Consider the following 18,195-nt stretch of genomic DNA (forward strand, 5'->3'; position numbering starts at 1 on the left):
TTCGCTACGTTTGCACCGTGGACAAGAAGAACGCTCTGCGCGCCGGCGCCGTCACGGCCGGAACGACGCTGATGATGCTGCTGATGACGTCTCCCGCGCTCGCGGTGACCCGCGACGACGGTGACGACCCGGGCCCGGGCCTGAGCATTGGCGAGACGCTCGGCCTGTACGTGGCCGCGCCGATCGTGCTGTTCCTGGTCATCGCGGGTCTCGTGATGGTCGGCGACAAGTCGCGCAAGACCAAGGTCTGACCCGGCCGGGCAGGCCCTTCGTCAAGACTTCCGGGCGCCGGAGGTCCGCGGAACCGGTGTGAGCCGGCCCCCGCGCGGCCTCCGGCGCCTTGGCGTGCCCGGAAACGCGCGGGACCTAGGCGACGTCCGCGAGGAGCTTGCGCAGCAGCGCCGTGAGCTGTTCGACCTCTTCGCGGTCGAAGCCCTCCAGGGCGGCGCGGTGCACCTCCAGTCCCGCGGAGACCGCCTCGTCGGCGAGGGCGAGCCCCCGGTCGGTGAGGGTCACCTGGAGCCCGCGCCGGTCGTGCGGGTCGGGGCTGCGGGTGAGCAGTCCGGCCCTCTCCAGCTTGTCCAGGCGCCCGGTCATGCCGCCCGTGGTGAGCATCAGCGTGGCGGACAGCTCGCGGGGGGAGAGGGTGTACGGGACCCCGGAGCGGCGCAGCGTCGCGATGACGTCGAATTCCCCGCGGGTGATGCCGTGCCGGTTGTAGGCGCGCTCGACGGCCTCGCCCACGGCCTTGGAGATCCGGTAGATCCGGCCGAAGACGGCCATGGGGGCGGTGTCCAGGTCCGGTCGTACGGCGGCCCACTGCGCGGTGATCGCGTCGACGGCGTCCTTCTCGGGGGCGGGGGCCTTCTTCACCTCGGTCATGACCGAAGTATCCGATTCCGCTCGCTCGTCCGCAAGAAAGTAGCTTGCTTAAAAGTAGCTTAGCGGTAAGCTACTTATCAGCGACCTACCCGGGGAGGTCCGGGGACGGGCCCCCGGGTGGGTCGCGGCCAACCCGCACCCCGCCCGCCGATCCTCATCTGCCCGAGGAGTGACCGTGAACCGTGTCACCACCACCCTCCTGACCGCGCTCGCCCCCATCTCCTGGGGATCGACGTACTTCGTCGCCAGTGAGCTGCTGCCGCCGGACCGGCCCCTGTTCACCGGGGCCATGCGCGCCCTCCCCGCCGGTCTGCTGCTGGTCGCCCTCTCCCGCACCCTGCCCAAGGGCGCCTGGTGGTGGAAGTCCGCGGTCCTCGGCACCCTCAACATCGGAGCGTTCTTCCCGCTGCTCTTCCTCGCCGCCTACCGGCTCCCCGGCGGCGTCGCGGCCGTGCTCGGCTCCGCCGGGCCGCTCTTCGTCGTGGGGCTCGCCGCCCTCCTCCTGGGGGAGCGGGCCCGGCTGCGGACCGTGCTCGCCGCCGTGGCCGCCGCCTTCGGAGTGAGCATGGTGGTGCTGACCGCCCAGGCCGAGCTCGACCTCATCGGCGTCATCGCGGGCGTGGTCTCCTCCGCCGCCATGGGCGCGGGCACCGTGATGACCAAGCGCTGGGGACGCCCCGAGGGCGTCGGCCCGCTGGCCGTGACCGGCTGGCAGCTCACCGCGGGCGGCCTGGTCATCATCCCGATCGCCGCACTGGTCGAAGGCGCGCCGCCCGCGCTCGACGGCAAGGCCTTCCTCGGCTACGGCTACATGATGCTGATCAACACCGGGGCCGCGTACTTCCTCTGGTTCCGCGGAATCGGCCGGCTCACCGCCACCTCCGTCACCCTGCTCGGCCCGCTGTCGCCGCTCACCGCCGCCGTCATCGGCTGGGCCGCGCTCGGCCAGTCGCTGTCGCCCGTACAGCTGGTGGGCATGGCCATCGCCTTCGGCGCCACGGTCGTCGGGCAGCTCCCCGGGAAGGCCGCTCCGGTGGCGGACGAGCCGGCCGCCGCGGAGGAACCGTTCAGTTCCTCTGAAGAGACCGATCGAAATGTTTCGATGGACCTGGGCAAAGTGAAGGTGTGAAGGTGGGGGACACGCACCACACCGAACCCCGAGGGGGAAACCAGCAGTGACCGTCATGGACCGTGTCCGCACCGCATCAACCGCCGCCGGCGCCCTCGCCGGCGGCGGCGCCGCTGCCGCAGCCGGGACGAAGAAGGCAGCCGCGGGGCTCGGCGTACTGCTCGCGCTGGTCGCGACGGTCGTCTGGTCCGGCAGCTTCGTCGCCACCCGGGGCATGGCGGACACGGTCCCTCCCGTACAGGCGGTCTTCTGGCGCTGGATCATCGCCGCCGTCGCGGTCGCCCCCTTCGCCGCCCGGCAGGCCTGGCGGCAGCGGGCGCTGCTGTGCCGGCACGTCGGCTACGTCTCGCTCGCCACGCTCTTCGGAGTCACCCTCTACAACACCCTGGTCCACCAGGCCGGACTGACCACCTCCGCCTCCAACATGGGCATGATCATGGCGGCCTCGCCGGTCGTCATGGCCCTGTACGCCCGCCTCGGCGGCGAACGGCTCGGCGTCCGGCGCTCCTTCGGGATGCTCCTCGCGGCCTTCGGGGTGCTGCTGCTGGTCGGCGACGGATCGCTCGGCTTCGACTTCGGCGCCGGCGACCTGTGGATGTTCGGGGCCGCACTGTCCTTCGCCACCTACAGCGCGCTGCTCAAGCGCAAGCCCGCCGAGATCGGCGGACTGTCCTTCCTGCTCGCCACCTTCGTCCTCGGCGCCCTGATGCTGGCTCCCGCCTACGCCGTGTCCCTCACCGTCCAGGGCGGCTTCGAGGTCACCTCCGCGACCGTCGGACCCCTGCTGTACGTCGGCGTCTTCTCCTCCGCCGTCGCCTTCTTCGCCTGGAACAAGGCCATCTCCCTGATCGGGGCGGCCCGCGCGGGAGTCGTCTACTACCTCCAGCCGGTCTGCGTCGCCGGGCTCGGCCTGCTCCTCCTCGGCGAGCGGACCGGACCGGCACAGCTGCTGTGCATGGCGCTGATCCTCGGCGGTGTCGCCCTCGGCAGCGCGACCCGGAGGTAGTTTCGCTCCCGTGACCGACTGGGACATCAAGAAGCTGCGGATCCTGCGCACCCTGGCCGACCAGGGGACGGTGACCGCCACGGCCGAGGCGCTGCACATGACGCCCTCGGCCGTTTCCCAGCAGCTCACCAACCTCGCCCGGCACCTGGGGGTGACGCTGCTGGAGGCGCAGGGGCGGCGGGTCCGGCTCACCGACGCCGCGCACCTGGTGCTGCGGCACACCGAGGCCGTCTTCGCCCAGCTGGAGCGGGCCGACGCCGAACTCGCCGGCTACCTGGCCGGGGAGGCGGGGGAGGTGCGCATCGGGGCCTTCTCCACGGCGGTGCCGGTGCTGGTCGTCCCGGCCGTGGCCGCCCTGCGGCTCAGCCACCCGGGGATCGAGGTGCGGGTACGGGAGACCGAGGCCGCCGAATCGTACGAGCTGCTGTCCGCCGGGGCCGTGGACCTCGCCCTCTCCCTGGCCGCGCACGCCCCGGGGGCGCGGGACGCCCGCTTCACCCGGGTCACCCTGCTGGAGGACCCCCTGGACGTGGCCCTGCCCCCCGGCCATCCACTGGCGGGCGCGGCGGAGGTACGGCTGGCCGACCTGTCCGCCGAGCCGTGGATCTACGGCGGCAGCGGGCCCTGGTCGGAGATCACCCGCTCCGCGTGCGAACCGGCGGGCTTCGTACCGGAGCAGGCCCACTCGGCGTCCGGGTGGACCGCGATCCTGGCGATGGTGGAGGCGGGGATGGGCGTCGCCCTGGTCCCGCGCATGGTCTCCGCCCGCGCCTCGGGGGTGGCCGTCCGCGCCCTGCCCCACGACCGCCCGACCCGCCACGTCATCGCCGCCCTCCGCCGCGGCACGGAATCCGCCCCGGCGCTCTCCCGAGCCCTGGAGGCACTCCAGGAGGCGGCGGCGGCACTCGGGTGAGGGGACCGGGCGGGGGCCCCGGCCCCCGTGCGGGGGCCGGGGGTGCGGCCGTCAGGCCCGGGACGCAGCCGCGTCCGCCGCCTGGGCCTTCAGGGCGCGCTCGACGCCGGCGCGGGATTCCGAGACCAGGCGGCGCAGCGCCGCGTTCGGCTCGGCCGAGGCCAGCCACGCGTCCGTCGCGTCCAGGGTCGCCTGCGAGACCTGGAGCGACGGGTACAGCCCGACCGCGATCTGCTGCGCGATCTCGTGGCTGCGGCTCTCCCAGATGTCCTTCAGCACCGCGAAGTACTTCTCCGTGTACGGCGCGAGCAGCTCCCGCTGGTCGGTCTGGACGAAGCCGCCGATCACGGCCTCCTGCACCGCGTTCGGCAGGTCGCCCGACTCCACCACCGAGGCCCATGCCGCCGCTTTGGCCTCCGCTGTGGGCCGCGCGGCCCGCGCCGTCGCCGCGTGGCGCTCGCCCGCGGCGGTCGCGTCCCGCTTCAGCTCCGCCGCGATCGCCGCCTCGTCGGCGCGGCCCGTGGCGGCCAGGCGCTCCAGGAACGCCCAGCGCAGCTCCGTGTCCACGACCAGGCCCTCGACCTCCGCCGAGCCGTCGAGCAGCGCCGCCAGGTAGGTCAGCTGTCCCTCGGTACGGGCCGTCGCCGCGAAGGCCCGGGCCCACGCCAGCTGGTGGTCGCTGCCCGGCTCGGCCGCACGCAGGTGCTCGAGCGCGGCCTCGGTCCAGAGCTCCAGGCCCTGCTCCCGCCACGCCGGGTCGGCGTACAGGTCGACGGCCAGCTTCACCTGGCGGTGCAGCGACTGCACCACGCCGATGTCCGACTCCTTGCCGATGCCGGACAGCACCAGGGCCAGGTAGTCGCGCGTCGCCAGCTCGCCGTCGCGGGTCATGTCCCACGCCGAGGCCCAGCACAGGGCGCGCGGCAGGGACTCCGTGAAGTCGCCCAGGTGCGCGGTGACGTTGGCCAGCGAGACCTCGTCCAGGCGGACCTTGGCGTACGACAGGTCGTCGTCGTTGAGCAGCACGACCGCAGGGCGGGTCCGGCCCACGAGCTCGGGGACGGCCGTCAGCTCGCCGTCGATGTCCAGCTCGAGGCGGTCCGTGCGGACCAGCTTGCCGTCGCGCAGGTCGTACAGGCCCACCGCGATGCGGTGCGGGCGCAGCACCGGCTCGCCCTTGGCGCCCGCCGGCAGGGCCGGGGCCTCCTGGCGGACGGCGAACGACGAGACGAGGCCGTCCGCGTCCAGCTCGATCTCCGGGCGCAGGACGTTGATGCCGGCCGTCTCCAGCCACGCCTTCGACCAGGCGGTCAGGTCGCGGCCGGAGGTCTCCTCCAGGGCGCCGAGCAGGTCCGACAGGCGGGTGTTCCCGAACGCGTGCGCCTTGAAGTACGCCTGCACGCCCTTGAAGAAGGCGTCCATGCCGACGTACGCGACGAGCTGCTTGAGCACCGAGGCGCCCTTGGCGTACGTGATGCCGTCGAAGTTGACGAGGACGTCGTCCAGGTCACGGATGTCGGCCATGATCGGGTGCGTGGACGGCAGCTGGTCCTGGCGGTAGGCCCAGGTCTTCATGGAGTTGGCGAAGGTCGTCCAGGCGTGCGGCCACTTCGAGCCCTCGGCGTAGGCCTGGCAGGCGATCGAGGTGTAGGTGGCGAACGACTCGTTCAGCCACAGGTCGTTCCACCACTCCATGGTGACCAGGTCGCCGAACCACATGTGCGCGAGCTCGTGCAGGATGGTCTCGGCGCGCACCTCGTACGCCGCGTCCGTCACCTTGGAGCGGAAGACGTACTGGTCGCGGATGGTGACCGCGCCCGCGTTCTCCATCGCGCCCGCGTTGAACTCCGGCACGAAGAGCTGGTCGTACTTCGCGAAGGGGTAGTCGTACGCGAACTTCTCCTGGAACCAGTCGAAGCCCTGCCGGGTCACGTCGAAGATCGCGTCCGCGTCGAGGAACTCGGCGAGGGAGGGCCGGCAGTAGATGCCGAGCGGCACGGACTGCCCGTCCGGGCCCTCGTACGAACTGTGCACCGCGTGGTACGGGCCGGCGATCAGCGCGGTGATGTACGAGGAGATGCGCGGTGTCGGCTCGAAGACCCACACCCGGTCCTTGGGGTCGGCACCCTGCGAGAGGTCGCGCGGGGAGTTCGAGATGACCGTCCAGCCCTCGGGGGCGGTCACGGTGAACTGGAACGTCGCCTTCAGGTCGGGCTGCTCGAAGCTGGCGAAGACCCGCCGCGCGTCCGGCACCTCGAACTGGGTGTACAGGTAGGCCTGCTGGTCGACCGGGTCGACGAAGCGGTGCAGGCCCTCGCCGGTGTTGGTGTAGGCGCAGTCCGCGACGACGCGCAGCTCGTTGGCGCCGGCGGCGAGGTGGTCCAGCGCGATCCGCGAGTCGCGGAAGACGGCGGCCACGTCGAGCGACTTGCCGTTCAGGACGACCTCGTGCACGGCCGGCGCGACCAGGTCGATGAAGGTCCCGGCGCCTGCCTCGGCCGACTGGAAGCGCACGGTGGTCACGGACGGGAAGGTGCCGCCCTCCTGCGCGCCGCTGAGATCGAGTTCGATCTCGTACGAGTCGACGGTGAGCAGCTTCGCCCGCTGCTGAGCCTCTTCACGGGTGAGATTCGTGCCAGGCACGCGTTCATCTCCTTTGATGGTGACGTTGCCCGGCCATCCTTCCACGCGGGCCGCGCCGCGGGGCAGGACTAATCCAGAGGCGAACACGGCGGGGGTACGACGGAGGGGCGGTGCCGTCCCGGCACCGCCCCTCCGTTTCGTCGGACCCGGGGGTCGTCAGCCGCGGAGCTCCTCGGCGACGAGCTCCGCGATCTGGACGGCGTTCAGCGCGGCGCCCTTGCGGAGGTTGTCGTTGGAGAGGAACAGCGCGAGGCCGTTGTCGACCGTCTCGTCCACGCGGATGCGGCCCACGTACGAGGCGTCCTTGCCGGCGGCCTGGAGGGGGGTGGGGATCTCGGAGAGCTCGACGCCGGGGGCGTCCTTGAGGAGCTCGTAGGCGCGCTCGACGCTGATGGGACGCTCGAAGCGGGCGTTGACCTGGAGCGAGTGGCCGGAGAAGACGGGGACGCGCACGCAGGTGCCGGAGACCTTGAGCTGCGGGATCTCCAGGATCTTGCGGGACTCGTTGCGGAGCTTCTGCTCCTCGTCGGTCTCGAAGGAGCCGTCGTCGACCAGGTTGCCGGCGAGCGGGACCACGTTGTACGCGATGGGGCGCTTGTAGACGGCCGGCTCGGGGAACTCCACCGCGCCGCCGTCGAAGGTCAGCTGGTCGGCGGCCTCGGAGACCGCGCAGGCCTGGCCCTTGAGCTCGGCGACGCCGGCCAGGCCGGAGCCGGAGACGGCCTGGTAGGTGGTGGCGACGAGCGCGACCAGCCCCGCCTCCTCGTGGAGGGGGCGCAGCACCGGCATGGCGGCCATGGTGGTGCAGTTCGGGTTCGCGATGATGCCCTTGGGGCGGTTCTTGATCGCGTGCGGGTTGACCTCGGAGACGACGAGGGGGACCTCGGGGTCCTTGCGCCAGGCGGAGGAGTTGTCGATCACGACGGCGCCCTGGGAGGCGACCTTCTCGGCGAGGGCCTTGGAGGTGGCGCCGCCCGCGGAGAAGAGCACGATGTCGAGGCCGGAGTAGTCCGCCGTGGAGGCGTCCTCGATGGTGATCTCCCGGCCCTGCCACTCGACGGTCGAGCCGGCGGAACGGGCCGAGGCGAAGAGCCGGAGCTCGTCCACCGGGAACTTCCGCTCGGCGAGGATGCCGCGCATGACTCCGCCGACCTGTCCGGTGGCTCCGACGATTCCGACCCTCACGGTGACTCCTTCAATACGGGGACGCGGGCGCGCGTGAAGCCATCATGCGTTCGAACCCACGAGGCTTGTCCAATCCATTGTCCGAGGTGCGGACAGTGTCGGACGCCCGCCCGCCCGTGACGGGTCCCCGGACGGCCTCCCCCAGGGCCGCCGACGGTCCGTTTTGCCTGGTCGGAGCGTAAGACGGAGGGGCGGTGCCCGGTCGGGCACCGCCCCTCGTCATGCGTTCAGCCGGTCACGCCGTTACGGGGTGACCTTGTCGATCTGCACGCTGCCGGTGCCGGCGGCGGTGCCGCGGGCGTTGAGCAGCTGGACCTGGCCGAAGAACTGACGGCCCTCGGGGGCCGCGCCGGAGACCAGGACCTGCGCCGAGACGGCGGCCGAGGCCCCGGTGGCGAGGTTGACCGGAGTGGCCTCGTCGACCTGGACGGAGCCCAGGGCGGCCGAGAAGTACACGTCGCGGTAGTCGTACGTGGTGGTGCCGGCCGGGATCGCGTAGCCGATGACCTTGATGGTGTAGGTGCCGGCGGCGGGCTTGACCAGGCTCACGGTCTCGTCGGAGTCGCCGTCGGCGGAGGAGCCGACCTTGACGCCGTCCTTGTAGACCTCGAGGTCGAGGTCCGCGGCGGTGTCCGAGGGCTTGTTGATCGCCACGTCGAGGCGCGAGGCGCCCTCGCCGACGGTGACCTCGGTGGTCTTGGTCTCACCGGTCGCGATGGTCGGCTTGTCGACCTTGGCGGAGCCCAGCGGGCCGCCCGCCAGCTTGCCGCCGGAGATGGCGGCGGCGTCGTTCTTCACGGTCCACTGGACCGGCGCCGGGGTGCCCTGCTTGACCTCGGGCAGGACCTTGACGGCCGGGTCGAAGGCCGCGCCGAGCACGGAGACGTCCAGCTTGAACGGGTTGTCGAGCAGCGGCGACGTACGGCGCGACTCGACCTCGATCTCCCAGACGCCCGGCTGCGGGTTCTCGTACGAGCGCAGGTCGGGGCGGCACTGGTTCGCCGGGTTGTCGTAGTTCGGGTAGCACTGGGTGGTCGCGCTGTCCTCGACGCCCGTGCCGTACGGGTGGATCGAGATGAAGCGCGTCTGGCTGCCCGCCGCGAGCCCGCCGAGGGCGACCTCGAGGGTCTTGGCACCCTGCGGGACGGTCACGAAGTACGACTTGTGGCTGTTGCGCTGGACGGTGGAGCTGTCCGACAGCGTGAAGGAGGGCTTCGCCAGCGGGGTGGCGGCGACGACCGTGGTGAGGATCTGCTTGTCGACGCCCTCGGTGGTGGGGTCGTCGAGCTGCAGGATGCCGCTGTGGACGCCGGCCGACTTGGCGTTGGCCTCGACCTTGATGGTGACGGGCTTGTTCAGGGGCAGGGTGACGTAGTCGTAGCCGCCACCGCCGACGACCTTGAAGGTGCCGTCGTTGTTGCGCCAGCCGATGTTGTGGCGGGTGCCGTACTTGACGCCGGTGGTGCGGGTGACGACGACGTCGTAGACCTTCTTCTGGCCGACCTTGAGGCCGCCCTCGCGGTCGTAGAGGCCGGTGCCGAAGCCCGGGGTCTTCAGGAACTGGTCGAGCGCGGTGTCGACGGGGGCCTTGACGGTGAACTCGTTGGCCTTGGGGCCGCGCTGGATGGACTGCCACGCCTGCGGGATGTCGATGAGACCGGCACCCTGTGCGTGGGCCGGGACGTCGTCGATCTTCTTCGCGGTGCTGGTCAGCGCCACGCGCAGGTTCGCCGGGGACAGCGCGATCTTCTGCTGCTTGGCGGCCGAGATCAGCAGGGCGCTGGCGCCCGCGGCCTGCGGCGAGGACATCGAGGTGCCCTGGAGCATGCCGTAGCCGGCGGGCAGGCTGTAGCCGGCCTCCTTCACGGGCATGCCGGGCAGCCAGGTCTGGATGGTGTTGATGGCCGCGCCGGGGGCGGTGACGGTCGGCGTGAACCCGCCGTCCTCACGCGGGCCGCGCGAGGAGAAGGGGAACATGTTGTACTTCTTGGCCACGCCGGAGCCGTAGTTGGCGGCCCAGGTCTCCTTGGAGACCGCGGCGCCCACGGAGATGACCTTGTCCGCGAGGGCGGGGTCGCCGATGGTGTTGACGCCCGGACCCTCGTTGCCCGCGGAGATCACGAGCTGGACACCGTAGGTGTCGATGAGGTTCTTGTAGAGCTCCGAGCGGGCGTTGTTGCCGTCGTTCAGCGCCGGCAGGCCGCCGATCGACATGTTGACGATGTCGACGCCGCGGTTGACGACGAGGTCGATCATGCCCTCGGTCAGGGCGACGTTGGTGCAGCCGCCGGACCAGGAGCAGGCACGGGAGGAGACGAGCTTGGCACCGGGCGCCTGGCCGTTCATCTGGCCGCCGAACAGGCCGTTGGCGGCGGTGATGCCGGCGACGTGCGAGCCGTGCTCGGACTCGATGATGCCGATGTTGACGAAGTCGGCCTTCTTGCCGATCCAGTCACCGCCGAGCGGGTCCATCGGGACGTCCTTGCGGATCTCGATGGTGAACGGGATGCGCTCCGCCACCTCGGTCGCCGGGTTGTCCGTACCGAAGTAGCCGATCTGGAAGCCGTCCTTGTACGGCTTCATCGGCTCGTTGTCGGTGAAGTCGCCGTTCTGGTCGGTGTCGACGCGGACGGTGCCGGCGGCCGGGTCGTAGAGCATGCCGAACCGGTCGGTGGTGTCCCCGTCCCGGTTGACGTCGCCCTTCATGTCGCCGTTGGCGGTGATGGCTTCGCTGAAGCGGCTCCACTGGAAGGTGCCCTCGGGGGCCTTCCAGCTCTGGCCGCCGGCGGTGAAGGCGCCGCCCGCGGGGGTGACCGGGGTGATCTGGGCGCGCCAGGTCCCGTCGTTGTCCGTGATCGGGTCGGTCGCGGTCACCCAGTCGACGATCTTGCGCTCGCCGGTGGTGGTCTTCTGCAGCGCGGGGTGGCTGACGTCGACGCCCGAGTCCATGATGCCGATGGTCACGCCACGGCCGTCGGCCTGCGGGTTCGCCTTGACGAAGTCCACGGAGCCGGTCTCGAACGAGGGGTTGTACGGGTTCTTGGCCGGGGTGTTCTTGTCCGGCGCCGGGTAGGTCTCGGCGGCGGTCTTCTTGGCCGAGCCCTCCTTGCTCACCTCGGGGCGCGGGTCCGGGAGCCGGATCTCGTGCCGCAGGTCCATGCCGTGGACGGACTCCAGCTTGGCGGCCGCCTTCAGCGCGGCCTCCGCCTTGTCGGTCGGCAGGGTGGCGCGTACGTAGCCGAGCTTGTCGTACGTCTGGCCGACCGAGGCGCCCTGGACGGCGTCGAGCTGGTCGGCGACCTGCTTGGTCTGGCCGGGGGCGGTCGCGACCATGACGGTGACGGTCGCGTCACCCTTGGCCTTGGCCTCCTGGAGCAGTTCGGCGTCGGCCGAACCGAGCTTCTGGTCCGCGGACTTGACCGGCGCGGTCGTCCACGGGGCGTCGCCGTCGCCCGCGGCGAACGCGGGCACCGCGCCGGTGGCGCAGAGGGCGGCCACCAGGCCCGCGGCCGCCGCGACGCGGGCAGCGCGCCTGGTGCCGGGTATGGCCCCGGTGGTGGAGCTGGGGGAGTCGAGGGTCATCAGCATCCCTGGCTAAGTGAAAGATACGGTCCGGAATTCGGTGCCGGATGACCGGTCAGCTTTGCGCAAGTGACAGCTGTTTGGGGAGGGCTGTCATTGACCGAGACCTGACATGGCGGGTTCCCGTCAGTGCGCGGTGTCCGCCAGTGAGGACAAGCCAGGGTGATTCGGGGCGAGTTGGAACGCCCGATGAGTTGATTTATCGACTCTCCGACCGCCTTGCGGAGGCGGATCGGACTTCCGTCTCAGAACGGGTGTGACAGATTCCGGCCGTTCAGCGCTCGCGCGTGCGCGCGTAGTGCCGCGAGGCCTTGGCGCGGTTGCCGCAGGCGGCCATGGAGCACCAGCGCCGGGTGCCGTTGCGCGAGGTGTCGTGGAAGTGCAGCACGCAGGTTTCCGAGGCGCACTTGCGGATCCGGTCGGGCGCGGTGGCCAGCAGGCCGAGGTAGTCGCGGGCCGCCGTCCACGCCGGACCCCAGGAGGGGTCGGCGAACTCGGCGCGCTCGCCCGGGCCTTCGGCGGTGAGGGTGGCGCGGATCCGGCCGTGCTCCAGTACGGAGTCGACCAGGGAGCGGGCGCCCTCGTCCGCGGGGTCCGCGACGGCGCGGGCGATCGCCTCGCGCGCGGTCAGCAGGTGCACGAGGGTCGAGGCGTCGGCGCGGAAGCGGCCGGCCAGGCCGGTGCTCTTCAGCCAGAGCGCCAGCCCCTCCACCCGGGTCAGCCCGAAGGCCCCCGCGAAGAGGTCGACGGCCTCGCCGTCCGCCATCCAGCGCGTGTTCAGCAGGTCCAGGGAGACCGGCTCCCCGGTGAGCGGACGCGGGTCCGTGGTCGGTGCCGTCATGTCCGCCTCCTCGTGCCGCTAACCCCTCAAGGGTACGTGACCGGTTGACGCTCGCGGTTCTAACCCCTAATCTCGATTTAGAAGGTTAGAACTCCAGGATTCTGGAACCTCGGAAGGGAACCCTCATGACGACCGCCACCGGCCCGCTCGGCACCGGGCACATCGGCCTCAACGTCACCGATCTGGACCGATCGCTCGCCTTCTACCGCGACGCCCTCGGCTTCGCGCTGCTGGGCGAGGGCAAGGAGGAGGACCGCAGGTTCGCCTTCCTCGGCCAGGACGGCGCACTGGTCCTGACCCTCTGGCAGCAGGCGGGGGGCAGGTACGAGCCGCAGGCCGCCGGACTGCACCACCTCGCGTTCTCGGCCGGCGCGATCGAGGAGGTCCGGGCGTACGAGGAGCGGTTGCGCGGCCTCGGCGTCGCATTCGCCCACGACGGCGTCGTCGCCCACGGCGAGGGCGCGGCCTCCGGGGGGATCTTCTTCCACGACCCCGACGGCACCCGCCTGGAGATCTCCGTGCCCACCGGGGCCCAGGGCGCTCCCGCCCCGACGGCGGGCGCTCCGACCTGCGGATTCTTCTAGGAAGACAGGGGATCGTGATGGGCCGGTACCACCAGGGCTCGCTGGCCGTGCAGGAACGGGTCGGCGTACGCGGGCTCGCCGAACACGTCGGCCGCTCCATCGGCGCGGACATCCGCGACGTCGCGGCGGCCTTCCTCGCCCAGCAGCCCCATCTCGTCGTCGGCGCCGCCGACGGCGCGGGACGGCTGTGGGCCTCGCTGCTCACCGGCGCGCCCGGTTTCGTACGGGCCACCGGGCCGCGCCGCATCGAGGTCTCGGGGGGCCTCCCCGAGGGCGACCCGCTGGCCGGGGCGCTGGCCACCGACGGCACCCGGACGGGCACGATCTCCCTGGACCCGCGCACCCGGCGCCGGATGCGGCTCAACGGGACCCTCGCCGTGACGCCCGGCGGCTTCGCGGTGGAGGCCGAGCAGGTGTTCTCCAACTGCCCCAAGTACCTCCAGAAGCGGCAGCCGCTGGAGCTGGTGGCCGAAGGGGCCGGTGTGGTGGGGCGCGGTGACGCGCTCACCCCCGGCCAGGTGAGGGCCGTCCGCGCCGCGGACACCTTCTTCGTCGCCACCACCGCCGAGGCGGACGGGGCCGACGCCAGCCACCGGGGCGGCATGCCGGGCTTCGTGGAGGTGCTCTCGCCGACGGAACTGCTCTGGCCGGACTACGCGGGCAACGCGATGTTCCTGACCCTGGGCAACCTGGCCGCCGACGAGCGGGCCGGGCTGCTCTTCCCCGACTGGGAGGGCGGCGGGCTGCTCCAGCTGAGCGGCCGGGCGCGGACCGAGTACGGCCCGGGCGGCGGCCGCGCCGTGCGCTTCCGGGTGGAGGCGGTCGTGGAGAGCCTGCATCCGGGCCGGCTGCGGTGGAGCACTCCCGAGTACTCCCCGGCCAACCCGCCTCACCGGGGCAGTACGACCAGGTAGGCGGCGGGTTCGCGGTCGCCGGACGCCGTCAGGGCGGTCCGGACGACCGCCGCCTGCTGCTCGGGCCAGTCGCGCAGCTTGCGGGGCGTCAGGTACAGGACGGTCACCCCGAGGCGCTCCAGGGTCTCCCGCTTGCGGACCGCCTCCGACCAGTCCTCGTCCTCGCCCTGGCGGGGTGCGCGGGTGTCGATCTCGATGGCGACGGCCTGCTCGGGCCAGTACGCGTCGACGCCGCCCAGGTGCGGGCCGCCGGGCAGCCGCAGGTCCACGTTCCAGACGGGCTCGGGGAGCTCGTAGCCCCGTACGAGCTGGTAGAGCCGGTCCTCGGCGATGGCCCGGCCCTCCGCGAGGAGGGACTCGACGGCGTCGACCACGTGCGGCCGGTTCAGCAGCCGGGCCACCGTCAGCTCCCGCACCACGGCGGCCGGTTCGCAGTGCCCGCCGCGGACGGCCTCGCTGAGGATGCCGCGCACCGTGCCGGCGTCGGAGACCTGCGCGACGGCGTCGGCGACGGCCCGTGCCACCGGGGCCACCGGGAGCCCGGTCACCTCCACGGGGCGGGGCGGGGTGTGGGCGCGGACGATGCGGACGTCGCCGGTGGAGCGCAGCCGGCGGGTGTTCGGTACGAGGACGTCGATGTGCGGGAGGGCGAGCAGGGCGGAGGTCGAGGAGAACCGGTAGAGCGCGAGGGCGGCCAGCCCGGTGATCATGGCCTCGCCGCTGCCGCGCCGGCCGGCGTACAGCAGGGCGGCGTGCAGCCGCTCCTCGCTGGTCGCGGGCCCGGAGTGGAGCAGGAACACCCCGGGCAGGACCTGCTGCCAGGGCCGCCCGGCGGCCTCGGAGGCGCTGACGCCGTGCTCGCGCAGCTGGGCGAGGGTCAGCACGCGGGGGCGGCTGGCGGTGAGGTGGGTGAGGGGGAGGGGTGCGTTCTGGTTCATGACGCGGTGATTCCCTCAGGCCATGGCCTTGCTAACCCCTGTTACACGCCCGTCGACAAATCCGGACAAGCCGGGGCTAAAGTACGGGCGTTCGAGTGCCGAATAGGACCGCTGCTCCGATGAGCCTATGACCCCATGACCGCACGGGCACACCCCCGGGGCGGGGTGCGGACCGCCGGCCCGCACCCCGCCGTACGCGGTCTCAGCCCGCGGCCGCGTCGCACGCCTGGCCGCGCAGCGCACGGGCCAGGTCGTCGCGGGACTCCAGGACCAGCCGGCGCAGCGCGGGGGCCGCGTCCGGGCGGGCGGCGAGCCACGCGTCGGTGGCGTCCACCGTGGCCTGCGAGTCCTGGAGCATCGGGTAGAGCCCCTTCACCACGTCGATGCCGATCTGGATCGAGCGCTGCGCCCAGACCCGCTCGATCACCTCGAAGTAGCGTCCCGTGTAACCCGCCAGCAGGTCGCGCTGCGAGGCCCGCTGCATCCCGTCGATGGTGGCCTCCACCAGCGCGTTGGACAGCGCGTCGGACTCCACCACCGCCGCCCACGCCTGGTCCTTGACCGCCGCCGACGGCCGGGCGGCCAGGCAGCGCACCGCGTGCCGCTTGCCCGAAGCCGTGTCGTCCCGGGTCAGCTCGGCCTCCACCGCCGCCTCGCCCAGGGCCCCGTGCGCCACCAGCGGCAGCAGGAAGTCCCAGCGCAGCTCTTGGTCGACCTCCAGCCCGTCGATCCGCGCCGTGCCGTCCAGCAGGCCCAGCAGCAGCTGGAAGTCGCCCTCGGTCGCCGCGCTCGCCGCGAAGAACCGGGCCCAGGTCAGCTGGTGTTCCGACCCCGGCTCGGCCAGCCGCAGTTCGTGCAGCGCGCCCGCCGCCAGGTCGCGCCCGCTCTGCTCGCGGCGCTCCGCCGGCGTGTAGTGGGTCACCGCGCTCAGGGCCTGCGCGTGCAGCTGCTGGAGCACGCCCACGTCGGTCTCCCGGCCCGCGTGGGCCAGAACCAGCGAGAGGAAGTCCCGCGCGGGCATGAGGGCGTCCCGCGTCAGGTTCCACAGCGCCGACCAGCACAGCGCCCGGGCGAGCGGGTCGTTCAGGTCGCCGAGGTGGCCGCGCAGCGTCGCCAGCGAGACCTCGTCGAAGCGGATCTTGCAGTACGTGAGGTCCTCGTCGTTGACCAGGACCAGGTCGGGCCGCTCCAGTCCGGCCAGGTCCGCCACCACCGTCCGGGGCCCCGCCACGTCGGCCTCGGCCCGCGCGTAGCGCACCAGGGAACCGTCGGCCTCCAGCCGGTACAGGCCCACCGCCACCCGGTGGGGCCGCGGCTCGTCGCCGTCCTGCACCACCGCCAGCTCCGTCAGCCGCCCGGCCGCGTCGGAGGTCACCACCGGCGTCAGCGCGTTCACGCCCGCCGTCTGGAGCCAGGCCCGCGACCACTCGGCCATGTCCCGCCCGGAGACCTCCCCGAGCACCGACAGCAGGTCGTCCAGCGTGGTGTTCCCGTAGGCGTGCGCCTTGAAGTAGCGCCGGGCGCCGTCCAGGAACGCCTCCCGGCCCACGTACGCGACCAGCTGCTTGAGCACGGCGGCGCCCTTGGCGTACGTGATGCCGTCGAAGTTCAGCTTCGCGTCCTCCAGGTCACGGATGTCGGCCGTGATCGGGTGCGTGGACGGCAGCTGGTCGGCCCGGTACGCCCATGCCTTGCGGCTGTTGGCGAAGGTGACCCAGGCCTGGTCGAAGCGTGTGGCCTCGACCAGCCCGAAGGAGCCCATGAAGTCGGCGAAGGACTCCTTCAGCCACAGGTCGTCCCACCACTTCATGGTGACCAGGTCGCCGAACCACATGTGCGCCATCTCGTGCAGGATGACGTTCGCGCGCCGCTCGTAGGAGGCCTGCGTGACCTTCCCGCGGAAGATGTACTCCTCGCGGAAGGTCACCATCCCCGGGTTCTCCATCGCGCCCAGGTTGTACTCCGGCACGAAGGCCTGGTCGTACTTCCCGAAGGGGTACGGGTAGTCGAAGATCTCGTGGAAGAGGTCGAAGCCCTGCTTGGTGACCAGGAAGACGTCGTCGGCGTCGAAGTGCTTCGCCAGCCCCTTGCGGCACATCGCGCCCAGCGGGATGGTCAGGTCCCCGCGCGTGTAGGTGTCGGTGACGTAGTGGTACGGCCCGGCCACCACACAGGTGATGTACGTGGAGATGGGCGCGGTCTCGGCGAAGCGCCGCGTCTGCCCCTCGCGGGACTCCTCCGCGCCGTTGCTCCACACCTGCCAGCCCTCGGGCGCGGTCACCTCGAAGCGGTACGGCGCCTTCAGGTCGGGCTGCTCGAAGTTGGCGTAGACCCGGCGGGCGTCCGCCGGCTCGTACTGGGTGTAGAGGTAGACCTCGCCGTCCTCCGGGTCCACGAAGCGGTGCATGCCCTCGCCCGTGCGGCTGTAGGCGCAGTTCGCGTCGACGACCAGGACGTTCTCGGAGTCGAGCCCCTCCAGCGCGATCCGCGCCCCGTCGAAGACGGCGGCCGGGTCCAGCGCGCGCCCGTTGAGGGTGACGGAGTTCACCGAGGGGGCGATCAGGTCCGCGAAGGAGGAGGCGCCCGGGACGGCGGCCCGGAAGCGCACGGTGGTCACCGAACGGAAGGTGCGGGGACCCTCGGCCGGTTCGGCCTCGTCCACCGCGGACCTCAGGTCGAGGACCACCTCGTACCCGTCGACGGACAGCAGCTCGGCCCGCTCGCGGGCCTCGTCGCGGGACAGATTCTCTCCGGGCACGTTGCACTCCTTCGTGCGTGATCGCGGTCTTCGCTGGAATCCTCCCACGGGGAATGCGCACGTTCCCGGCCTGGTTGGCGAGATGGAACATGCCCCGTGACGCCCTATGTGACTTGAGGAGAGCCATGACCGACACCCAGGTGCGCGAGAAGACGCCGGTCGACTTCTGGTTCGACCCGCTCTGCCCCTGGGCCTGGATGACCTCGCGGTGGATGCTCGAGGTCGAGAAGGTCCGCGACGTGGAAGTCCGCTGGCACGTGATGAGCCTCGCCGTGCTCAACGAGGACAAGCTCGACGAGCTGCCCGAGCGCTACCGCGAGCTGCTCGGCCCCAAGGGCTGGGCTCCGGTGCGCGTGGTGGTCGCGGCGCAGCAGAAGTTCGGCGAAGAGGTCACCGGCAAGCTGTACACCGCCCTCGGCACGAAGATCCACAACGAGGACCGCGGTGCGACCCGTGAGGTCATCGCCGACGCCCTGGAGGAGGTCGGCCTGCCGGCCGAGCTGCTCGCCTACGCCGACTCCGACGAGTACGACCAGGTGCTGCGCGACTCGCACAACGACGGCATCGAGCGCGTCGGCCAGGAGGTCGGCACCCCGGTGATCTCCGTGCCCGGCGCCGACGGCGAGGAGGTGGCCTTCTTCGGTCCGGTCGTCACGCCCGCCCCGCGCGGCGAGGCCGCCGCCCGCCTGTGGGACGGCACCCTGCTGGTCGCCTCGACCCCCGGCTTCTACGAGATCAAGCGCACCCGCACCAAGGGCCCCAGCTTCGAGTAGTCCGGCCCCGGTCCGGCCCGCCCGGCCCAGGTACGCGCAGAAGACCC

14 protein-coding genes are annotated in these 18,195 nt (G+C 71.8%); 7 read left to right on the forward strand and 7 right to left on the reverse strand.

The features are described 5' to 3' along the window. The first annotated feature begins 17 nt into the window (after positions 1-17). Complete coding sequence (locus tag ACZ51S_RS15090; protein ID WP_388938873.1) at positions 18-251, forward strand: hypothetical protein; 234 nt, start codon at positions 18-20, stop codon at positions 249-251. A 115-nt stretch (positions 252-366) separates the two neighbouring features. Here the strand turns inward: ACZ51S_RS15090 and ACZ51S_RS15095 are convergent, their stop codons facing one another. Beyond that, positions 367-882 (reverse strand): MarR family winged helix-turn-helix transcriptional regulator, encoded by a 516-nt coding sequence (locus ACZ51S_RS15095; RefSeq protein WP_468474936.1) that lies wholly within the window; start codon positions 880-882, stop codon positions 367-369. Between the two features lie 169 nt (positions 883-1,051). Between ACZ51S_RS15095 and ACZ51S_RS15100 the strand changes: the two genes are divergently transcribed. From ACZ51S_RS15100 to ACZ51S_RS15110, 3 genes are read left to right on the forward strand one after another with little or no spacing between them, the layout of a single operon-like run. Beyond that, complete coding sequence (locus tag ACZ51S_RS15100) at positions 1,052-2,011, forward strand: EamA family transporter (protein WP_468474935.1); 960 nt, start codon at positions 1,052-1,054, stop codon at positions 2,009-2,011. A 46-nt stretch (positions 2,012-2,057) separates the two neighbouring features. Next, positions 2,058-3,017 carry a DMT family transporter gene (locus ACZ51S_RS15105; RefSeq protein WP_468474934.1) on the forward strand — a complete coding sequence of 320 codons (960 nt, stop codon included), beginning with the start codon at positions 2,058-2,060 and terminating at the stop codon, positions 3,015-3,017. Between the two features lie 10 nt (positions 3,018-3,027). After that, positions 3,028-3,930 (forward strand): LysR family transcriptional regulator, encoded by a 903-nt coding sequence (locus tag ACZ51S_RS15110; protein ID WP_468960970.1) that lies wholly within the window; start codon positions 3,028-3,030, stop codon positions 3,928-3,930. A 51-nt stretch (positions 3,931-3,981) separates the two neighbouring features. Here ACZ51S_RS15110 and pepN (ACZ51S_RS15115) read toward each other — a convergent pair whose 3' ends face one another. The 4 genes from pepN (ACZ51S_RS15115) to ACZ51S_RS15130 form a co-directional block, all read right to left on the reverse strand. Next, entirely contained in the window at positions 3,982-6,573 is a 2,592-nt protein-coding gene (gene pepN, locus ACZ51S_RS15115) for an aminopeptidase N (protein WP_468474932.1), read from the reverse strand. Between the two features lie 156 nt (positions 6,574-6,729). Next, complete coding sequence (locus ACZ51S_RS15120; protein WP_468474931.1) at positions 6,730-7,758, reverse strand: aspartate-semialdehyde dehydrogenase; 1,029 nt, start codon at positions 7,756-7,758, stop codon at positions 6,730-6,732. Positions 7,759-8,001: 243 nt separating this feature from the next. Then, the gene (locus tag ACZ51S_RS15125; RefSeq protein ID WP_468960973.1) at positions 8,002-11,340 is read right to left on the reverse strand and encodes a S8 family serine peptidase; all 3,339 of its coding nucleotides are present in this window, start codon (positions 11,338-11,340) and stop codon (positions 8,002-8,004) included. Positions 11,341-11,614: 274 nt separating this feature from the next. Beyond that, complete coding sequence (locus tag ACZ51S_RS15130) at positions 11,615-12,181, reverse strand: CGNR zinc finger domain-containing protein (RefSeq protein ID WP_468960976.1); 567 nt, start codon at positions 12,179-12,181, stop codon at positions 11,615-11,617. 125 nt (positions 12,182-12,306) lie between these two features. Between ACZ51S_RS15130 and ACZ51S_RS15135 the strand changes: the two genes are divergently transcribed. Together ACZ51S_RS15135 and ACZ51S_RS15140 are read left to right on the forward strand one after the other, a co-directional pair. Further along, positions 12,307-12,765 carry a VOC family protein gene (locus ACZ51S_RS15135; protein ID WP_468960979.1) on the forward strand — a complete coding sequence of 153 codons (459 nt, stop codon included), beginning with the start codon at positions 12,307-12,309 and terminating at the stop codon, positions 12,763-12,765. 17 nt (positions 12,766-12,782) lie between these two features. Beyond that, complete coding sequence (locus tag ACZ51S_RS15140) at positions 12,783-13,679, forward strand: pyridoxamine 5'-phosphate oxidase family protein (RefSeq protein ID WP_468474927.1); 897 nt, start codon at positions 12,783-12,785, stop codon at positions 13,677-13,679. Here the strand turns inward: ACZ51S_RS15140 and ACZ51S_RS15145 are convergent. Further along, the gene (locus ACZ51S_RS15145) at positions 13,655-14,617 is read right to left on the reverse strand and encodes a hypothetical protein (protein ID WP_468960982.1); all 963 of its coding nucleotides are present in this window, start codon (positions 14,615-14,617) and stop codon (positions 13,655-13,657) included. The genes ACZ51S_RS15140 and ACZ51S_RS15145 overlap by 25 nt on opposite strands. A gap of 202 nt (positions 14,618-14,819) precedes the next feature. Continuing rightward, the gene (pepN, locus tag ACZ51S_RS15150) at positions 14,820-17,375 is read right to left on the reverse strand and encodes an aminopeptidase N (RefSeq protein ID WP_468474925.1); all 2,556 of its coding nucleotides are present in this window, start codon (positions 17,373-17,375) and stop codon (positions 14,820-14,822) included. A gap of 125 nt (positions 17,376-17,500) precedes the next feature. Here pepN (ACZ51S_RS15150) and ACZ51S_RS15155 point away from each other — a divergent pair, with 125 nt between their 5' ends. Then, positions 17,501-18,148 (forward strand): mycothiol-dependent nitroreductase Rv2466c family protein, encoded by a 648-nt coding sequence (locus ACZ51S_RS15155; protein WP_468474924.1) that lies wholly within the window; start codon positions 17,501-17,503, stop codon positions 18,146-18,148. Positions 18,149-18,195 lie beyond the last annotated feature (47 nt).

Source organism: Streptomyces sp. NPDC034043 (assembly GCF_055575675.1).

Bases quoted from the DNA above. Each gene is read 5' to 3' on its own strand.
- ACZ51S_RS15095 (WP_468474936.1), bottom strand. From the start codon at position 882: ATGACCGAGGTGAAGAAGGCCCCCGCCCCCGAGAAGGACGCCGTCGAC.
- ACZ51S_RS15125 (WP_468960973.1), bottom strand. From the start codon at position 11,340: ATGACCCTCGACTCCCCCAGCTCCACCACCGGGGCCATACCCGGCACC.
- ACZ51S_RS15130 (WP_468960976.1), bottom strand. From the start codon at position 12,181: ATGACGGCACCGACCACGGACCCGCGTCCGCTCACCGGGGAGCCGGTC.
- ACZ51S_RS15135 (WP_468960979.1), top strand. From the start codon at position 12,307: ATGACGACCGCCACCGGCCCGCTCGGCACCGGGCACATCGGCCTCAAC.
- ACZ51S_RS15140 (WP_468474927.1), top strand. From the start codon at position 12,783: ATGGGCCGGTACCACCAGGGCTCGCTGGCCGTGCAGGAACGGGTCGGC.
- ACZ51S_RS15145 (WP_468960982.1), bottom strand. From the start codon at position 14,617: ATGAACCAGAACGCACCCCTCCCCCTCACCCACCTCACCGCCAGCCGC.
- ACZ51S_RS15155 (WP_468474924.1), top strand. From the start codon at position 17,501: ATGACCGACACCCAGGTGCGCGAGAAGACGCCGGTCGACTTCTGGTTC.